The 18613-nt window shown below is 50.2% G+C and carries 18 protein-coding genes, 1 rRNA gene and 2 pseudogenes; 16 read left to right on the top strand and 5 right to left on the bottom strand.

From position 1 onward, the window contains the following. Positions 1-9: 9 nt before the first annotated feature. The 8 genes and pseudogenes from rrf (at position 10) to ACYVSB_RS12520 (ending at position 6994) form a co-directional block, all read left to right on the top strand. Positions 10-126 (top strand): 5S ribosomal RNA (rrf, locus tag ACYVSB_RS12555). 251 nt (positions 127-377) lie between these two features. Further along, positions 378-1121 (top strand): threonine/serine exporter family protein, encoded by a 744-nt coding sequence (locus ACYVSB_RS12550; RefSeq protein WP_461219656.1) that lies wholly within the window; start codon positions 378-380, stop codon positions 1119-1121. 12 nt (positions 1122-1133) lie between these two features. Then, on the top strand, positions 1134-1637 hold the full coding sequence (locus tag ACYVSB_RS12545) for a threonine/serine exporter family protein (protein WP_461219653.1): 504 nt from the start codon (positions 1134-1136) through the stop codon (positions 1635-1637). A 117-nt stretch (positions 1638-1754) separates the two neighbouring features. Then, complete coding sequence (locus ACYVSB_RS12540; protein ID WP_461219652.1) at positions 1755-2012, top strand: hypothetical protein; 258 nt, start codon at positions 1755-1757, stop codon at positions 2010-2012. Continuing rightward, positions 1990-2292, top strand: a complete 303-nt coding sequence (locus ACYVSB_RS12535; protein ID WP_461219651.1) for a hypothetical protein — start codon at positions 1990-1992, stop codon at positions 2290-2292. The genes ACYVSB_RS12540 and ACYVSB_RS12535 overlap by 23 nt, the downstream gene beginning before the upstream one ends. Before the next feature lie 601 nt (positions 2293-2893). Then, complete coding sequence (locus ACYVSB_RS12530) at positions 2894-3628, top strand: MurR/RpiR family transcriptional regulator (protein ID WP_461219650.1); 735 nt, start codon at positions 2894-2896, stop codon at positions 3626-3628. 205 nt (positions 3629-3833) lie between these two features. After that, positions 3834-5181 (top strand): annotated as a pseudogene (locus tag ACYVSB_RS12525) (PTS sugar transporter subunit IIC). 379 nt (positions 5182-5560) lie between these two features. After that, entirely contained in the window at positions 5561-6994 is a 1434-nt protein-coding gene (locus ACYVSB_RS12520; protein ID WP_461219649.1) for a 6-phospho-beta-glucosidase, read from the top strand. A 284-nt stretch (positions 6995-7278) separates the two neighbouring features. On the opposite strand, the gene ACYVSB_RS12515 is transcribed toward ACYVSB_RS12520, so the two are convergent. Next, entirely contained in the window at positions 7279-7419 is a 141-nt protein-coding gene (locus ACYVSB_RS12515; RefSeq protein WP_461219648.1) for a hypothetical protein, read from the bottom strand. Positions 7420-7684: 265 nt separating this feature from the next. Here ACYVSB_RS12515 and ACYVSB_RS12510 point away from each other — a divergent pair, with 265 nt between their 5' ends. From ACYVSB_RS12510 to ACYVSB_RS12475, 8 genes are all read left to right on the top strand, one after another. After that, positions 7685-7888 (top strand): hypothetical protein, encoded by a 204-nt coding sequence (locus ACYVSB_RS12510; protein WP_461219647.1) that lies wholly within the window; start codon positions 7685-7687, stop codon positions 7886-7888. 302 nt (positions 7889-8190) lie between these two features. Next, complete coding sequence (locus ACYVSB_RS12505) at positions 8191-9207, top strand: LacI family DNA-binding transcriptional regulator (RefSeq protein WP_461219646.1); 1017 nt, start codon at positions 8191-8193, stop codon at positions 9205-9207. 318 nt (positions 9208-9525) lie between these two features. Continuing rightward, complete coding sequence (locus ACYVSB_RS12500) at positions 9526-11679, top strand: glycoside hydrolase family 3 N-terminal domain-containing protein (RefSeq protein WP_461219645.1); 2154 nt, start codon at positions 9526-9528, stop codon at positions 11677-11679. A gap of 185 nt (positions 11680-11864) precedes the next feature. Beyond that, entirely contained in the window at positions 11865-12725 is an 861-nt protein-coding gene (locus tag ACYVSB_RS12495; RefSeq protein WP_461219655.1) for an ABC transporter permease, read from the top strand. 65 nt (positions 12726-12790) lie between these two features. Next, entirely contained in the window at positions 12791-13609 is an 819-nt protein-coding gene (locus tag ACYVSB_RS12490) for a carbohydrate ABC transporter permease (RefSeq protein ID WP_461219654.1), read from the top strand. Between the two features lie 28 nt (positions 13610-13637). Further along, complete coding sequence (locus ACYVSB_RS12485) at positions 13638-15272, top strand: type 2 periplasmic-binding domain-containing protein (protein ID WP_461219644.1); 1635 nt, start codon at positions 13638-13640, stop codon at positions 15270-15272. A 33-nt stretch (positions 15273-15305) separates the two neighbouring features. Beyond that, complete coding sequence (locus tag ACYVSB_RS12480; protein ID WP_461219643.1) at positions 15306-15896, top strand: hypothetical protein; 591 nt, start codon at positions 15306-15308, stop codon at positions 15894-15896. Between the two features lie 137 nt (positions 15897-16033). Beyond that, positions 16034-16975 carry an ROK family protein gene (locus ACYVSB_RS12475; protein ID WP_461219642.1) on the top strand — a complete coding sequence of 314 codons (942 nt, stop codon included), beginning with the start codon at positions 16034-16036 and terminating at the stop codon, positions 16973-16975. Positions 16976-17054: 79 nt separating this feature from the next. Here ACYVSB_RS12475 and ACYVSB_RS12470 read toward each other — a convergent pair whose 3' ends face one another. The 4 genes and pseudogenes from ACYVSB_RS12470 to ACYVSB_RS12455 all read right to left on the bottom strand — a co-directional run. Beyond that, positions 17055-17180: a hypothetical protein gene (locus ACYVSB_RS12470; protein ID WP_461219641.1), complete on the bottom strand. Its 126-nt coding sequence runs from the start codon at positions 17178-17180 to the stop codon at positions 17055-17057. After that, positions 17143-17493, bottom strand: coding sequence for a hypothetical protein (locus tag ACYVSB_RS12465; protein WP_461219640.1), 351 nt, complete (start codon positions 17491-17493; stop codon positions 17143-17145). Before ACYVSB_RS12465 ends, ACYVSB_RS12470 begins: the two co-directional genes overlap by 38 nt. 410 nt (positions 17494-17903) lie before the next feature. Next, positions 17904-18176 carry a hypothetical protein gene (locus ACYVSB_RS12460; protein ID WP_461219639.1) on the bottom strand — a complete coding sequence of 91 codons (273 nt, stop codon included), beginning with the start codon at positions 18174-18176 and terminating at the stop codon, positions 17904-17906. A 316-nt stretch (positions 18177-18492) separates the two neighbouring features. Beyond that, a pseudogene (locus ACYVSB_RS12455) lies at positions 18493-18613 on the bottom strand (IS200/IS605 family transposase); the annotation flags it as partial.

Below are 18613 nucleotides of genomic sequence, written 5' to 3'. Positions count from 1 at the left end.
AGTAAAGAGTGTGGTGGCGATAGCAAGAAGGATACACCTGTTCCCTTGCCGAACACAGAAGTTAAGCTTCTTAGCGCCGAAAGTAGTTGGTGGGAGACTGCCTGCGAGGATAGGGCGTTGCCACGCTAAATGAAACCGAGATTAAATTCTCGGTTTTTTTTGTGCTGAAAATCGGAGGTTGAGGCCTGTTTTGGGTTAACGTTCGGTGGTGTCTCTGACCACTGCTGGCGGCTTTTACGGGATTAATTTTGGCAAAGCGGTTGTAATCGGTGGGCGCGCTGGGTATGATAAAATAAGCAGCGATCCTGACTGATCGCAATACGATGAAGGGTGGGCCCACCGTGGAAAAGGCACCATTACCTATTTCAGCTTACAAAATGGACTTGTTGATCGACACTTGTTTGATGGCAGGTCGCATCATGATCGAAAGTGGTTCCGAAATGTATCGCGTTGAGGATACGATCACCCGGATTGCTTTTAACGCTGGCGTGCCCAATAGCGTCGTTTACACGACACCGACTGGGTTGTTCTTCGGCGTTAAGGGACAACCGGTGTCTGAATTTCGCCAAATCAATCAGCGCACGATCAACTTGGAAAAGGTTCAACGGGTCAACACGATGTCGCGGAAATTTGCCGGGCATGAGGTGGGCCTGTGGCAGTTGCACACGGCCTTGGAAGAAATCGATCGCCATACGGACTTCTTTCCTCTCTGGCTTCAAGTGCTGGGGTCAATGGTGGTCAGCGCCATGTTTATGGTGCTCTTTTCCGGTCAGTATGACTGGATCGATTTCGCTGTCTGCGGGGTGATCGGGGGCGGCGGCTACTTGATCAACTACTATATTAGTCTTTGGACCAAGGTTAAATTCTTGGGTGAATTTCTGGCGGCGTTAACGATTGGGATCCTGGCTTATGGGGCGGTTCATTTTGGGATCGGGCGGAACATCAATAATATCCTGATTGGCGCGATGATGCCTTTGGTGCCAGGGGTGCCCCTGACGAATTCGTTGCGAGATCTTTTCGCTGGGCACTTATTGACGGGCACCGTGCGCGCGGTGGAGGCGTTTCTGACGGCTTGCGCGATCGGAACGGGCATCGGTTTGATGTTCCGTTTCTTTATGTAGGAGGTGTCCAGCATGCCACTTTGGGTAATTTTTTTGATCCAGGCCGCTTTTAGCTATTTGGGCACCGCGGCCTTCGCCATCTGCGTCAATAATCCCCGCCGCGCGCTGAACGCCTGCGGATTGTGCGGAATGGTCGGTTGGCTGGCCTATTGGACCGTGTTTCAATTAGGCGCGGGCCGAATGATCGCCAACGTGACAGGCTCGCTAGTTCTAGGAATCATGAGTTTGATTTTCGCCCGCCGGAAAAAAATGCCAGCGATCCTATTCAACATTCCGGGGATCGTGCCGCTTGTACCGGGCGTGACAGCGTATCAGGCGGTTTACGAAATGGTTCTGGGCAGTGTTGATCAGGCCATCGTCTATTCGTTTCGGGTCGCCATGGTGGCCGGCGCTATTGCCATTGGCTTCATGTTGACGTCGCTTTTCGCTGAGGTGTGGACGCGGATTCGACGGCGGCGGCAACGGCAGAAGCCGCCAGTGATCACCCCGGCAAAAATGCCATCGAAGGATCAGTAGCTGGTTTGGCGGAATTCTGCTTCTGTGCTTTGCGCTTGATTGCAGGTCTGGTGGGTGTTGCGCGTGAGCGCAACCGGCTGGGACTGCTGTTGCGGACTGGAACGTGGTGGGCGTCGTTTGAAGCCAATTCCAAAAGCGGGAATTGTCTTCAAATCGAGCCTTGTCCTAAGCGGCAAAGCCGCCAAGGACAATTTCACCACTGAGCCGCGCAGTCCCAGCCGGTTGCTAGGCAGAATTGAGCCGATCTGCAATCAAGGCGAAGGATTTGACGAAGTGCTTTTGCAAGTAAGAGGTCAAACAATCGCCTTCTTTTGGGGTGGTACGGCAATGCCAACTGATTTGGATTTGTTGGTTGGCACGGTTTGCATTGGTTGAACATCTTTACCTGCTTCATAAACAATCCTTGGTGAAACCGACTGGTTCAGTTGATTCACCGATAACTAGGTCTGTTCATCAGGCAGACTTCACTGGTGTCACCAATTTAAAGCTTGTGACCACTAACCACGGTCGTCAATGGCGTGGTTCCCCATCAATTGGCGATAGCCTGCCAATTGGCGTGAGTGCTCAAACGACTGTTAAAACGTTGAGCGGCTGGAGCGGAGCGTGGCGTTGGTGGTCTGTTTACTCGTTTGGCGGAAGGTCGGGCTGGGGGTGAGTCAGCCGCGATATTATTGTTGGCGATTTATCGCCTACAATAAGGCCGAGCTTGAAGATTTTCGGTGGTTTTCCGAAAAGCTTCAAGTCGTGCCCGCCGCGTTCCACCACCCCCAGCCCGACCTGGAGCCCCACCACATCTGCCCACCACCAACGCCACGCGCAGCGCAAGCTGCGGCCAATCTACTTTTATCAAGTCCAAGTCTCAAACCCAAGCAATCCCGTCAAATCGCTATCCTCAAGCCCATTTTTGTGGTAGAATGAGACCATGCGATGAGTCGAGCGCCCATTTTCTGGGCAAACGATCGTGGCGCGACTTCCACCTGCTTCGCATCAGGTGGCTCGCCGGATTGCGAGTGTCACGTTCAAGGAACGTTGTGGAGCGAACCTTGATTAGCGGAGCAAACTCAGCCTAGTTGTTGAGCCTGACCGTTACCACATTGAAGCGATTTTCCCTCGGGAAAATCGCTTTTTTTGTGCGCAAGTGATCTGAAAGTAGCGATCGTGGTCAAAATCCGCGCGCTCATTGCTCGTAACTGTTCAAAATCAGCCCACGGGTTGCGCTGTTACATGTTACAATGAAGTCAAAAGGGAGTGAGCGGATGTTTGACAATATTGATTTGAAGCAGCTGACGGAAGCGGAACTGGATGTGTACAACTACATTCTCAAGAATCCGAAGGCGGTTCAGAAAATGACGGTGCGGACACTGGCGAAGACCACCCAAACGTCGACGGCGACAGTGGGGCGCTTTTGTCAGAAGATGAAGTTGAATGGGTTCTCGGAATTGAAGTATCTGATTCGCGATCAATTGCAACACGAGCAGAAAATTTATCCCGCTTATGACATCAACACGCCATTGACGGATTTCTTCACCAAGGTCTCGCGAGATGAATTCGAGCATCAGATCTGCCAGTGTCTGGCGCTGGTGCGGGCGGCGAAGACGTTGGTTTATTTCGGGATCGGTAGTTCGGGGAGTTTGGCGGATTATGGCGCGCGCTTCATGTCCAACGCAGGCGGGTTGGCTTATTCGATCACCGATCCGTTCCAACCCCGCTATTTCGGGAATTATGATCTCCATGATACGCTGTTGATCGTGTTGTCGGTTTCGGGAACGACCGATGAGTTGGTGGTTCGCGCCGGGAATTTCAAAAGTCACGGGGCCAAAGTGATCGCCATTACCAATCACGAGAATTCGCCGCTGGGGCGGTTGGCCGATGTGACAGTTTCCTACTATATGCCGGAACGCGTGACGGACGATCATATCAATTTGACCACGCAAATCCCGGTGGTCTATCTGCTCGAAACCATTGCGGAACGCTTTGTTGACGGGGAATAACGCCTGTTTTTGTCACTTGTTACAGCAATGGGACACGTAACACCTACGGAACTTGTAACCGTTTTCATGAAATCACTTCTCTTTCGTACCCTGACCCGCTATAATGTGTTTGTAAGCGTTGGAAAACGCTTGCCGTCATTATATTGTGTCATTATGATTGTGTCACATCTATTGGGTTCACATCTATTATAGAGGAGTGGTTGGAATGAACGATTGGATCAACAAGCACATCTTGCCTGGGGTCATGCGCTTCGTGGCAACGCGGCCGATCAAAGCGCTGCAGAGTGGGATGTTGTATGTTATGCCATTTACGATCATCGGGTCGATTTTCCTATTTGTTGGGGAATCTGCCGGTTGAAGCGTGGAAGGTTTGGATGGAAAGCACGGGCATGGTGCCATATTGGAATGTGGCTTACAATGCGTCGTTCGCCATCATGGCCTTATTCGCGGTTATCGGGATCGCCTATTCTTACGTGCGTGAGGAAGGCTTTGAACCATTGCCAGCTGGTTTGCTGGCGGCAACTTGTTTCTTGATGGTTATGCGTCCATCAAACCCCGTCACTGTCGGCGACAAAACATTGGCGACAGCGGCGCAAATGGCGCAAACAACTTTCATCGACCGTGACTGGCTTGGTGGTAAAGGGATGATCGCGTCGATCTTGATCGGCTTGATCGTGGGGGCTGTTTACAGCTGGTTCTTGAAGAAGAACTTCACCATCAAAATGCCTGAACAGGTGCCAGCCAACGTGTCAGCTTCATTTACCGCGTTGATTCCAGCAGCGGTTTTGATCACGGGCTTCATGTTAGTTTACCTGTTCTTCGATAAGGTTACCGCTTCAACGATGACCGAGTGGATCTACAAAGTGATCCAAACGCCATTGCAAGGGTTGACCGACTCCTTCGGTGGGATGCTGGCCATTGCCTTCTTGGTACCATTCCTCTGGTTCTTCGGTGTCCATGGCGCCACGATCGTTGGTGGGATCATGGGACCTTTGCTACAAGCCAACGCTTTAGCTAACCAAAAAATCATTGACGCCGGCAAAGATTTGACCGTCGCTAATGGTGGCCACATTGTGACACAACAATTAATGGACCAATTTATGACGGTAACAGGTTCAGGGATGACGATCGGTCTTTTGATCTTCATGTTCTTCTTCGCGAAATCTGCGCAATGGAAGACATTGGGTCGTTTGTCGATTGCCCCAGGGATCTTCAATATCAATGAACCAATTTTGTTCGCGGCGCCAATCGTTTTGAACCCAATCATGGGGATCCCATTCTTCTTGGCACCAATGGCTTCCGCAACCTTGACTTGGATCGCGTTGCGGTTAGGCTGGATCCCACTATTCGGCGGGACCATGGTTGCTTGGACCACGCCACCAATTATTTCTGGCTTCTTGGTCGGCGGTGTGCGGACCGCGCTCTGGCAAGCCTTGATGCTCTTCATCACTTTCTTGATCTACTTACCGTTCGCCCGGAAGCAAGATACGATCTTGTACAAGCAAGAACAAGGTGAAAGTGACCAACAAATCGAAGCCGACGAAGCAAAATAGCAGGCTAGGCAGCAGCACGTTGCCCCTGAGCTCCAAGGAACTAATCCGATATAACCCAAATTAAAAAAATACGCAAAAAAATAATTTTCAAAAAAATCCAAAAAAGTATTTCCAAAAATACTAAAAAAATACCCATTCAAAAAATACCCACGACAAAAAGGAGGCCGCCGTTTACAGCAATGTAGCAGCGCGCCTCTTTTTTCAGAAGAGCAACCGAGGTGAAAACGGCCTGAGCCAGCAGTGCGGGCCGGCTTGATACCACGAGGTGAAATGGGGCGCAACACTTTTAATAATGGGACTTATCTTGTCACAATCAATGTTAAAATAAAAGCGAATAGCGCCGTGACTGGCGTGATCACGAAAGAAAGAGGTTGGATCAATGGCAGAATTACGCAAAGATTTTCTTTGGGGCGGCGCAGTGGCCGCTCATCAATTGGAAGGTGGCTGGCAAGAAGGCGGTAAAGGGGTCAGTGTGGCCGACATTATGACCGCCGGCGCCAATGGTGTGCCGCGGCGGATCACGGCTGGCGTGCTTCCTGGGGAGAATTATCCCAATCATGAAGCCATCGATTTCTACCATCATTACAAAGAAGATATTAAGTTATTCGCGGAAATGGGGTTCAAATGTTTCCGGACGTCGATCGCTTGGACCCGGATCTTCCCCAATGGCGATGAGGCTGAGCCCAATGAAGCTGGGCTGAAATTCTATGATGACCTGTTCGCGGAATGCCACAAGTATGGCATCGAACCAGTGATCACCTTGTCGCATTTCGAGATTCCCTATCATTTGGTCAAGGAATATGGTGGCTGGAGTAATCGGAAAATGATCGACTTTTTCGTGAAGTTCGCCACGGTTTGTTTCAAGCGTTACAAAGGTCAAGTTAAATATTGGATGACCTTCAACGAAATCAATAACCAAACCAACTACGACAGCGACTTCGCGTTGATGACCAACTCTGGCTTGACGATGGATCCGCAGAAGGATATGGAGCGGGAAATGTACCAGGCTAGCCACTATGAATTGGTCGCTAGCGCCTTGGCTGTTCAAAAAGGTCACGAGATCGATCCGCATAATCAAATCGGCTGTATGATCGCCATGGTGCCGATCTATCCGCTGACCGCTAAACCCCAAGACATCATGGCGGCGGAAAAGGCGATGCAAGCCCGTTACTGGTTTGCCGACGTTCATTGTAACGGCCGCTATCCGAACTGGTTGCCGGTGTATTTTGACAAGAAAAATTATCAACTAGATATCACCACGGAAGATTTGATTGCCTTGCAGCAGGGAACTGTTGATTATATTGGCTTCAGTTATTATATGTCCAACTGTATTGAAGACCACGGCAACGGCCCCGACTATCACTACGATGAGGCCAACAACCGCACGCAAAACCCTTATTTGGAAGTTTCCGATTGGGGTTGGGCGATCGATCCTGAAGGGTTGCGCTATGGGATGAACTGGTTCAACGACCGCTATCATCTGCCTCAATTCATTGTGGAAAATGGCTTCGGCGCCATCGATCAGGTCAGCGCCGATGGCAAGGTCCATGACAGTTATCGGATCGATTACCTGCGCCGCCACATTGAACAGATGAAATTGGCGGTGACCATCGACGGCATCGACTTGATGGGCTACACGCCTTGGGGCTGCATCGATTTGGTGTCCGCTGGTACCGGTCAAATGGACAAGCGTTATGGTTTCATCTACGTGGACAAGAATGACGCGGGTGAAGGGACTTTGGCGCGGTCGCGTAAGGATTCCTTCGCTTGGTATCAGCGGGTGATCGCCAGTAATGGCGCTGATCTGGGGTAAACTTCTCCGCTGGTAATTCGTTTGGAATGAATGATCAAAATGCCGCTGGCCAGCTAGGCTCAGCGGTGTTTTTTTGGTTGCAACGCTGGCGGTAGAAAAGTAGGTTGTCCGCAGCTTGCGCTGCGCGTGGCGTTGGTGGATTGGAAATGTGGTGGGCTCCAGGTCGGGCTGGGGGTGGTGGAACGCGGCGGGCACGACTTGAAGCTTTTCGGAAGGGCGCCGAAAATCTTCAAGCTCGGCCTTATTGTAGGCGATAAATCGCCAACAATAATATCGCGGCTGACTCACCCCCAGCCCGACCTTCCGCCAGACAGATAAACGACCCACCAACGCCACGCTCCGCTCCAGCCGCTCAACGTTTTAACAGTCGTTTGAGCACTCGCGCCGACTGGCAAGCTATTGCCAATTGATGGGGAGCCACGCAATTGACGGCCGTGGTTAGTGGTTACAAGATTTAAATTGGTGACACCAGAGCAGTTTGTTTGATGAACTGAGGCAAGTTATTGATGTATCCGCTGAACCGGTCGGTTTTCAACCAAGGATTGTCTAGGAAGTAGGTAAAGATGTCCAACCAAAGCAAAATGTCCCCACCTCCTAATCCAAATCTGTTGACATTACCGTACCACCTCAAAACCGGCGATTGGTTGACCTCTAGCTCGCAAAAGCACTTCGTCGAATCCTTAGCTTCGATTGCAGATAAGCTCGATTCTGCCTAGCAACCGGCTGGGACTGCGCGGCTCAGTGGTGAAATTGTCCTTGGCGGCTTTGCCGCTTAGGACAAGGCTTGATTTTGAGACAAGCCGCCGGTCTTGCGGATTGGCTCAAAACGATGCCCACCACGTTCCAGTCCGCAATAGCAGGCCCAGCCGGTTGCGCTCACGCGCAACACCCTAACAAACCTGCAATCAAGTGAACAATCAAGAATAGGAATCGGTCGTTCCCAATCAATCCAAACGATGCCCACCACGTTCCAGTCCGCAACAGCAGGCCCAGCCGGTTGCGCTCACGCGCTACACCCTACCAAAACCCGCAATCAGGCAAGCAATCCGATAAAAACCATTGTTTTCCTGCAAAAAGCCGTGAAACTTAGCATCTCCATGGAAAAAATGGTATCATGAATCTAAACGTTTTAAAAAGCGTGGGGATTCGACGACGAAACTCCCGTATCAAGCGAAGATCGTGAGAATGGTGAAAAGATGAAACAGAAGAAAAAGACAATCAAAGATGTGGCGAAACTAGCCAATGTTTCCATTGCCACGGTTTCAAATACCTTGAATAATGTGGATGTGGTCAAGCCGGAGACCCGGGAGCGGGTACTGGCGGCGGCGAAGGAACTGCACTATGCGCCGAATTTGATGGGGCGTCAGTTACGTTCAGGCCAGACCAAAATGTTGGGGCTGTTCACCGACAGTATCAGCGGTCCGTATTTCTATAAATTGGTGGAAACAATCGCGCATGAAGTGGACCGGCATGGTTATGGGATGCATATCATTATTACCAGCGATCATGACAAGATGCTGGATTCGATCCTTGGTAGTATTGTTGATGGCGCTATTATTTTCGAACACAATATGGATGACAAGGATATTAGCCAGATCAAGGAGCATCAACTGCCGACGGTGTTGATCGATCGGGTCGATTCAGGACCGAAGATGAGTAGTATTGTTTTCGATTCGCTCCAAGAGGGTTACATGACGGCGACGCATTTGTTGAATCTGGGTCATCGTAAAATTGCCTATGTTGACGGCGTTCCCAACAACTATGACAGCAATCAGCGGCGTAACGGGATTCGACTGGCGGTGGAGGAACATGGACTGGAATGGGCGGAGATGCCGATCCTTCCGGGTAAATTTGAAGAGGGGCTTTCTGCCAGCGTGGTGCGCGAATATTTGAACGAGACGAAGAATAGTTCGACAGCGACCGCTTTTATTGCCGCCAATGACCTAAGCGCCATTGGGGTGATCAAGGCAATCCAAGCCGCTGGGTATCGTGTTCCTGAAGATTTCAGTGTGGTTGGATTCGACGACATTGATATTTCAGAATATTTCAATCCGGCGATCACCACTATTCGCAACCCAATCGCGCGCCAAGGCATCATGGCGGTCAATGAGCTTTTCGGGATGATCACCCAGGGCAACAAAGGCCAGAAAATCTCATTAACTGGTGATTTGGTCGTGAGAAATTCGACCAGTGTGCCCAATCAGGAACGGTAGTGGGCATGTTCAGGCTGGCCAGCTCATCATGGCAGTTCGCCCAGCGACACTTTAAAAGTTTCTAGAACGCAAGTAAAATATATAAAACGTTTTTATCAGCTTGAAACACTGATATAAAGCGTTTTTTTATTGTTCTTGCGGTCAATCTTGTGTTTTTATTTCAAAATCGCTTGCCATGACCATAATATTATGATATTCTTAGTCTCAAGAAAGCGTTTTATAGTTCTGATCAGAGGATTGATTGAGAAATATCCATATTTTTTTCGCATTTTATTAAAACGTTTCAATTTCAGGACAAATGACATGGAGGTTGTGGTAATGGAGTTGGAAGCACTGAAGAAATTAGTTGGGGCGATGACTTTGACCGAGAAAATCGGGCAAATCTCGCAACTGACCCCACAATTCCTAGGTCGCCAAGATGGCGCGATCACTGGACCATTAGCCGATTTCCCTGAAGCGGCCGCCTTTGTCGAATCGTTAGGGTCGATCCTCGGGACGACTTCTCGTGAAGAAGTCGTGGCCATTCAGCGGGAGCATCTGGCGCACAGCCGGTTGAAAATCCCTTTGATCTTCATGCAGGATGTGATCCATGGTTACCGGACAATATTCCCGATTCCCTTAGGATTGGGCGCGACCTTTGATCCGGCGTTGGTTGAACAGATCGCGCAGTATTCCGCTAAAGAGGCAGCGCTGGATGGAATCCAAGTGACATTTTCGCCGATGGTTGACTTGACGCGGGACGCGCGCTGGGGCCGGGTTTTAGAAGGCACTGGCGAGGATCCAACCCTTAATGCCGCGTTGGCGGCGGCCATGGTGCGTGGGTATCAGGGTGATCCGGAGCAACTGGCCCAAGCCCATGAGCGGATTGCCGCTTGCGTTAAGCATTTCGTTGGTTATGGCGCGGTAGCTGGTGGCCGTGATTATGACACGGTGGACCTCTCAAAAATCAGTCTGCAGCAAGATTATCTCCCTGCGTTTGCGGCGGCGATCGCGGCGGGCGCGAAGCTGGTGATGCCGGCCTTCACCTTGTTTGAAGGGGTGCCAGCGACGGCCAACTCGTATCTGTTGCAAGAAGTATTGCGGGAGGAGTTAGGCTTTCAGGGATTGGTGATTTCTGATTGGGGCGCAGTGGGTGAATTGATCAGTCACGGCGTTGCTCGAGATCAGTCTCAGGCGGCGGCATTGGCGTTGACTGCTGGTGTGGAAATGGACATGATGTCTGGCGCTTATATTTCCGGGTTGGCTGACTTGGTCGCGACCAAGCAGATTCCAGAGCACATCATTGACGCGGCGGTTTTACGGGTGTTGCGATTGAAGAACGATTTAGGGCTTTTCGAAGATCCGTATCGGCAAATCACGCCGACAGCCGCGTTAACGGAGCCAAGTTCCACCGGTCGGACCTTGGCCCAAAAGGCGGTGGCCGCCAGTACCGTGCTGTTGAAGAACCAACAAGTCTTGCCATTGCAAGCAGGGACCCGCGTGGCGGTTGTTGGTCCATACGCGGACAATCGCCAAATATTAGGTGCTTGGCATTGTGCGGGGCACTATGACGAAACGACCACGTTGTTAGCTGGACTTCAGGCAAGTTCGTTGGAAGTGGTGCCGATGGCCGAGCCAATCCTAGGGGACCCCGCGGATTTCACCAACGTTGATGTAATCATTGCAGCCCTTGGTGAAGGCGAACTGGAGTCAGGCGAAGCCGCCAGTAAAGGCGATCTGACCATTGCAGCGCCACAACAAGAATTGTTACGGAAATTGGCCCGCACCGGGAAGCCGGTGGTCGCCGTTGTCTTCGCCGGCCGACCGCTGGTGCTGGAGCCGATCGAATCCAGCGTGGCCGCGATTCTCTACGCTTGGTTCCCAGGCACAGAAGGCGGCAGTGCCTTGGCCAAAATTCTGACTGGTGAATTAGCGCCATCGGGGCGGTTACCCATGTCCGTTCCCCGATCCTCGGCGCAGATGCCGCTGTACTATAACCAATTGCGCACGGGGCGGCCGGCAAGCAACAAAACGCCGGTCAAGTACAGCAGCCGCTTAATGGATGTGTTGAATGGTCCTGCCTACGGGTTTGGTTTTGGCTTGGATTATGGCGCGGTCACTTATTCGAACCTCCGCGTGAGCGGCGCCGGCAATCTAACAGCGCAAACACCGCTGACAGTGTCGGTTCAAGTTGAAAACACCGGTGATCGAACCGTGACCGAAGTGGTGCAGTGTTATGTTGGTCCCCAAGTCGCCGAAGTGGCGCGGCCACGCTATGAATTGAAACACTGGCAAAAGATCGAATTATCGCCGCGGGGTCAAGCTCAAGTGACCTTTACCGTGACGGCGGCAGATCTGGCCTATGTTCATCGAGATCTCCAGTGGCGCAGTGATTTCGGTGCGTTCACAATCGCGATCGGTCCTAACGCCGAGCAAGTCACGTTGCTGCAGGGCCACTATCTCGAAGCAAATTTGGAGAAGCAGGAGGGCTAGCTGGAATGGGCATGAGTCAAACGGCAGCGTATGACGATACCGGATGAACGAGAACGGCAGCAAGACTATTTATTTTGAGGAGTGATCATGTGATCAAAACGGAAAGCGAAAAGGGCGTAACGCCAGAAACTAAACGGAAAAAGAATGTCTTTGCCCGGTTTCAAGATCAGGCATTTTATCAGGCGATGATCTGGCCAGCCGTGATTTTGATGATTCTATTCAACTTTATTCCGATGTATGGGCTGATCATTGCCTTTAAGGACTATACCGTCTTGGATACGATCAGCGGGGCCCCTTGGGTGGGACTGGATTATTTCAAGGAGTTCTTCAAGGATCCTTTGTTTTGGACGGTGATGAAGAATACGATCGGGATTGCCTTTTATCGGATTCTGGTTGGGTTCCCTGGCGCCATCATTTTGGCGGTCTTGATCAATGAGGTTGCCAACCGCCACTTTAAAAAGTTCATTCAGACGATTTCGTATTTGCCCCATTTCCTTTCCTGGGTCATTCTCGGCGGCATGGTGATCACTTGGCTGTCAGATACCGGTTTCGTCAATGGCATCCTCATGAATCTAGGTTGGATCAACAAACCGATCCAATTCATGGCCGATACCAATAAATATTGGGCGATAGCGGTGCTGTCCGACTTCTGGAAAGAAGTGGGTTGGGGCACGATCCTGTATCTGGCGGCGATGACCTCGATCGACCCATCGCTTTATGAGGCGGCGCGAATCGACGGCGCGACGAAATGGGAACAGATCATTCACATTACAATTCCCGGAATTCGGCAAATGATCGCGCTCAACTTGATTTTGTCAATCGGCGGGCTGTTAGGATCGAACCTGGATCAAACGTTAGTCTTGCAGAACTCCCTGAACTACGCATCCAGTGAAGTGCTTAATTCATACGTCTTCAAAATGGGGATCAAGCAGGGTAACTTCTCCTACGCAACCGCTGTTGGGATTTTCGTCTCGATTGTTTCCTTGATCCTCGTGGTATTGAGCCGCTGGGGCACAAGGAAAATCTCAGACAAGAGTGTCTTTTAAGGAGGTGTGGTAGCTTGCGTAAAACTAGAGAAGAACGAATTTTTTCCGGAATCAATATTGCTTTCATGATTTTCTTCGTCATTATCATTATGTTTCCGTTACTGAACATTCTGGCGCTATCATTCAATGACGCGTTGGATACGCTTAAGGGCGGGATCTATCTCATTCCCCGTAAATTCTCTTTGGAAAGTTATGTCACTGTTTTGGAAGATAAGGCGATCTATCGGGCCTTTATCGTCTCAATTGCCAAAACAATCGTCGGCGTGCTGCTGCATACCTTTGTGACCGCGATCACGGCTTACGCTTTGACCCGTGAGGATCTGGTCGGACGCAAAATTTTCATGACGATGGGAATCTTGACCATGTTTGTCAGCGGCGGGATGATCCCAACCTTCTTGGTCTATAAATCATACGGGCTGTTGAATAACTTCTGGGTCTACATTCTCCCTGTGCTGTTCTCGTTTTATGACGTGATCATCATGATGAACTTCTTCCGCGGCATTCCGCGTTCGCTAGAAGAATCGGCTTGGATCGATGGTGCTTCGCCATTCCTCGTGTTCATCAAAATCATTCTGCCATTATCTTTGCCGGTGGTGGCGACGATCGCGCTGTATCATGGCGTTTATCAGTGGAACGATTACATGACCGCCAACATCTACGTGAACAACGAACAGCTTTATCCATTGCAACAATTACTCTATAAGATCGTTTCACAGAACCTGTCACCAACAGTGGCCACTGGGACGGCAGTTGTGCGGCAAACAACTTCCCAGTCGATGCAATTAGCGACGATGGTCATTACTACAGTTCCAGTTATTATTGTTTATCCATTCCTGCAGAAATATTTTGTCAGCGGGTTAACACTTGGCGCGGTTAAAGAATAAAGATCAATCAAGAATAGGGGATATCAAAATGAAGCTAAAGAAAATGATGGTTATGGGCTTATCAGTAATGGCGTTAGCATTGGTAGCGAGCGGTTGTGGCAACAAGGGTGATAGCGCCGCCAAATCGGATTTGCCTGACGCGCGGTTCAAGGTCAGCAAAACAGAACCAAGCTGGAAGAAGGATAAGAAACATAGCGCGAAATTAACCTGGTACGTCAACTTTGATTGGTACAAACGCTCCGCTTGGGGTGTTGACGCTGTTTCAAAACAAATCAAGAAAGATATGAACATCGATGTTAAATTCATTTCTGGGAACGATGACAAACTCAACACAATGATGGCCTCCGGAGATTTGCCTGATTTGATGACCTTTGACCGGGCATTATCAGTGGCTCAAAGCGGTAAGAAATTCGCCTTACCATTAAATAAATTGGCGGAGAAGTACGACCCTTACTTCACGGAGACCGCGGCCAAGAAGCAAACCTTGAAGTGGTACACCGAAAGTGATGGCAACATTTATGGGTACCCAAGCTTCTCCACAACCGAAGAAGATTATAAAGCGGGCAATGTAGTGGGCGACCAAACCTTTATCGTCCGGAAAGACATTTATGAAAAAATCGGTAAACCAGATATGTCTACGCCTGAGAGTTTCCTGGCTGCTTTGAAGAAAGCCCAAGAAGTCCAACCGAAGACAGACGATGGTGCTGCGTTGATTCCGTTCGGTTCAACCGCGTTGGACATCCAAAACGGTGGCGATGGTGCTTTAGGTGACTGCCTCCAGAACTTCCTGAGCATTCCTGTCGTTAAGAATGGCAAATACAACGACCGCGAAAAAGACAAAGACTACTTCACCTGGTTGGATACTTTCCGCGAAGCTTACAATGATGGGTTGATCGCCAATAGCCAATTCGCGGATAACGACAACACCATGAAAGAGAAATTAGCTCAAGGAACCTATTTTGCTTACCTGCACAATAACACCAAGGGTCTGAACGAATTCATGTCCAATAACACCCGTCGAAACGCGAAAGAAACGTACATCGCTATCGACGGACCGAAGAATGCGGCTGGTGATCAGTCAACCTTTACTGGCGGCACCTTAAGCGGCTGGACCAACACCTTCATTACTAAAGATACGAAAGAACCACAAAAAGCGATGGAACTTTTGACTTACTTGGCTTCCCACTACGGCACGATGGTGGCAACTTTCGGGACCGAGGGCACCAACTACACCTTGCAAGATGGCAAGGCTGTCTTTACTGAAGCAACGGAATCCCTGCGGAACAGTGACATCACTACTTACGACAAGAAAATGGGGATGGGCAACTATTGGTTCGTCTCTGATGATTCCTATGCGATCGAGAAAGGCCAATTACCAGCAACAAGTATTCGCCAAATGGTCGAATGGGCCAATGGCAAATTGGAATCAAGATTCGAAATCGAAAACGTCGACCCAACACCAGGGACAAAATTGGCGCGGAATCAAACAACAATCAAGACAGATAAGGTTCAGGCTTTAGTTAAATTGATCAAGGCTAAATCAAGCGCTGATGCAGAATCGATTTGGAAATCGTATTTGAGCAGTCGCGATAACAATGGCTTCAAAGAAATCACTGACTATCGGAACAAGCAAGTTAAGGCTAACATTGCTCGTTTGAAATAGTCGGACGGACAGAATGAAAAGGTGTGGTAATTCATGATTCGCGTTGATAGTAAAGTCTACCAAGTGCTGGCGCTGATTTACAAACTATTAGTGGTCAATTTCCTTTTGATCGTGTTCAGCTTGCCGCTGGTGACTGCTGGGGCGGCCTTGATCGCGGCGCTGGCGGTCTTACAAGACGAGCAGCCCCGCGGGTATGTTCGCCGGTTTATCCAGACGTTCAGAGCAAATTTACTGTCATCCTGGTCACTAGTACTGTTTGGAATCATTTCCGTACTTTTCATTCAGTCACTGAATCATTACGCCGGAGACTTTGGCCGCCTCTATTGGTTCCTCAAGCTAGGGCTGACCAGTTTCTTGATCTGCTACAACTTAAATGTAGCAATGATCAAAAATGACCCGCAAAATCGAACGGTCTTCCAGTTATTTCGGGATAGCTTTGTCTTCACCATTGTGGCTTTAATGAAACAAATCTTGTACCCAATGGTCGCGCTGGTAGGGGCCTGGTTAATCGCTAAATATTTAGGTGAATTCACTGTTGTTATTTTATTAGCGCTATGTTTGGCTGGATTCGAACGGTTAAGTCGGTCATCGTTACAAAGTTTTCTAAAACAAATCGCTTATTAACCAAGTTGGCGACCGCAGCATCAGTTAGCGGTCGCTGATACTTTACGGGAGCAATGTTTTTCAAAGCCAAATGAAACAAATCAGCAAATAAAGATGGAAGAGAAAAGGATTTCTTTCGTGGATCAGGAGCGATGTTAATGAGTCAATACTTGAGTTTCGATGTTGGTGGGACCACGGTCAAGTATGCGCTAGCCAACGAAAGCGGCGCATTGTCCGAACAGGGGTCCTTCGCGACTGTCAATCAGGCGGAGCAATTTGTCAGCCAATTAGTGCAGGTGATCAACCGTTTCAAAAATGATTTTCAGATCAGCGGGGTGGGTATCGCGGCGCCAGGGATCATTCGTAATGATGGTTATCTAGTGACCGCCGGGGCCATCACAGCCTTGAATAGCTATCCCCTAGGTGCTGAGTTGCGGGCACGTTGCCAGCTACCCGTGGTGATCGAAAATGACGCTAATGCAGCAGCGATCGCGGAGCATTGGGTCGGCGGCGCGCAGAAGGTGAACGATTATTTAACCGTTGTCTTGGGCACTGGCGTAGGCGGTGGCATCGTGATCAATGGTGCGATTTACCGCGGGAGTCATGGGATGGCCGGTGAATTTGGCTGGAATTTGATTCATGATATTAGCGACTCTAGCGATTTGGAAGCGGCATCGATCAACCAACACGTGGCCACTGTTTCCGGCTTTCTGCACCACTATAACTTGGCGCAGCTGGCGATCGACCCATTAGCCAAACCGGCCACTGATGCGGCTAAAGTCATCGCCGCAGCCGTTGATGGCGATCCCGTGGCAGGACAAGCCTATCAAGCTTTCTTGCGAGATACCGCGGTGATGTTGATGGGACTGTTTGCCAACTTTGATCCAGAACTGATCTTGATTGGTGGTGGGATCAGTGCCAATAATCGCTTCATGGCTGACCTGGAACAGAAACTCGCCACGCTGTTATCTCATCACGAAAGTCTGAACCGAATCAAAACAATCGCCTTGGGGCGGATCGCCCCAGCCGGTCTCCGCAACAATGCTGGCTTGATCGGCGCGGCGTACACTGTGCATCAACGGTTGAACCAACATAACTGATTTTTGAACCTAACAAACCAATTTGAGATATTTCTGAAATTACCGTTCACCGGACTTGGCTGGACGGTAATTTTTTTGGCTACGGCGCTGAAACGACTTGATGAATTGGCAAAAGTAGGTCGGCCGCAGCTTGCGCTGCGAAATTCGGGGTGAGCTCGCTGTGGGCGTCACTTTGAGCTTTTCGGAAGGGCGCCGAAAATCTCAAAGCTGAGCCTTATTCTAAGCGGCAAAGCCGCTAAGAATAACGACACGGCGATCTCACCCCGAATTTCTCCGCTCCAGCTGCTCAACGTTATAACAGCCGTTTGAGCGCTCACGGCGACTGACAGGCTATTGTTAATTGCTGGGGAGCCACGCAATTGACGACCGTGGTTAGTGGTTACCAGTTTTAAATTGGTGACACCAGCGCAGTCTGTCTGATGAACTGAGGCAAATTCTTGATGAATCAGCCGAATCGGGCGCTTTTCATCCATCCATGGATTGTTATGGAAACGGGTCGAGATATTCTGTCTATGCAAAATATCTCGAACTTCTAATCAGAATCTGTTGGTATTATCGTACCACCCTCAAAAGTAGGTTGACCGTAGCTTGCGCTGCGCGTGGCGTTGAAACGTGTTCGCCGACCCAGCTCCTCCCGCTTAGCTACGCAATTGTTCCGGAAGCAAAGTGCGGCTTCCATAACAATTGCTAGGCTAATGCTCAGGAGCTACCCGGGTCGGCTCGCACTCTGGTGTTGGTGGATTGTTTACTAGTCGGCGGAAGGTCGGGCTGGGGGTGAGTCAGCCGCGATATTATTCTTGGCGGCTCTGCCGCCTAGAATAAGGCCGAGTTTTGAGATTTTCGGCGCACTTCCGAAAAGCTCAAAATCGTGCCCGCAGCGTTCCACCACCCCCAGCCTGACCTGGAGCCCCACCACACTTGATTTCCATCAACGCCACGTTCCGCTCCAGCTGCTCAACGTTATAACAGCCGTTTGAGCGCTCGCGCCGACTGGCAAGCTATTGCTAATTGATGGAAAGCCACGCAAATGACGACCGTGGTTAGCGGTTATCAGCTGAGTTCTTATAGCAAAGTGATCAGCGATGCCGCGTCTCGGCGCCTTGACCAGCAAGTCGCCGCGCGAGCCGCCGGGAATTTGGGCGTCAGTTGGCCTAGGATGAACAGCGGAAATTGTGGGCTCAGCGCAACCTTGTCCCGCCACAATAAGGCCCTAAAAGAATCCCCCGCGCAAGTCAATTCTGCGCGGGGGATCTTTTTTAAGGGGAGGAGTCCGCGTCGCCAGCCGGGCAACGCGGAAAATGAAGAATTTGTGTGGACTTGGCGGGCAACCAAGCTCACAGGTGGTGATCACTAGCGGGCAACTAGGAGCACCTTAGGTTTTGGGTTTTTATTTTAGGGGTGGCGCAAGGGTTTCTACAACATCTTGGTGATGCTTAGAAACTGTGGTTGATTCATTAAAATTTTGGGCGGGAAACCTCTGACTTTAGTCAGTAGAGGAAAGCCTGCACGTGCTAACGCTAGTTAGCTTGCTTGCTTGGTCGTCCCGCCTTACCCCTTTCTGTTCTCTGATTTTGAATATAGTTGGCAACCGTCTCTTTTGACATGTTGCCGAGTGTCCCCATGTAATAGCTTGGCGAC

The sequence above is a fragment of the Lapidilactobacillus salsurivasis genome (assembly GCF_054785215.1).
Note: the sequence above shows the minus strand (reverse complement) of the source record. Positions and strands in the feature narration are given on the sequence as shown.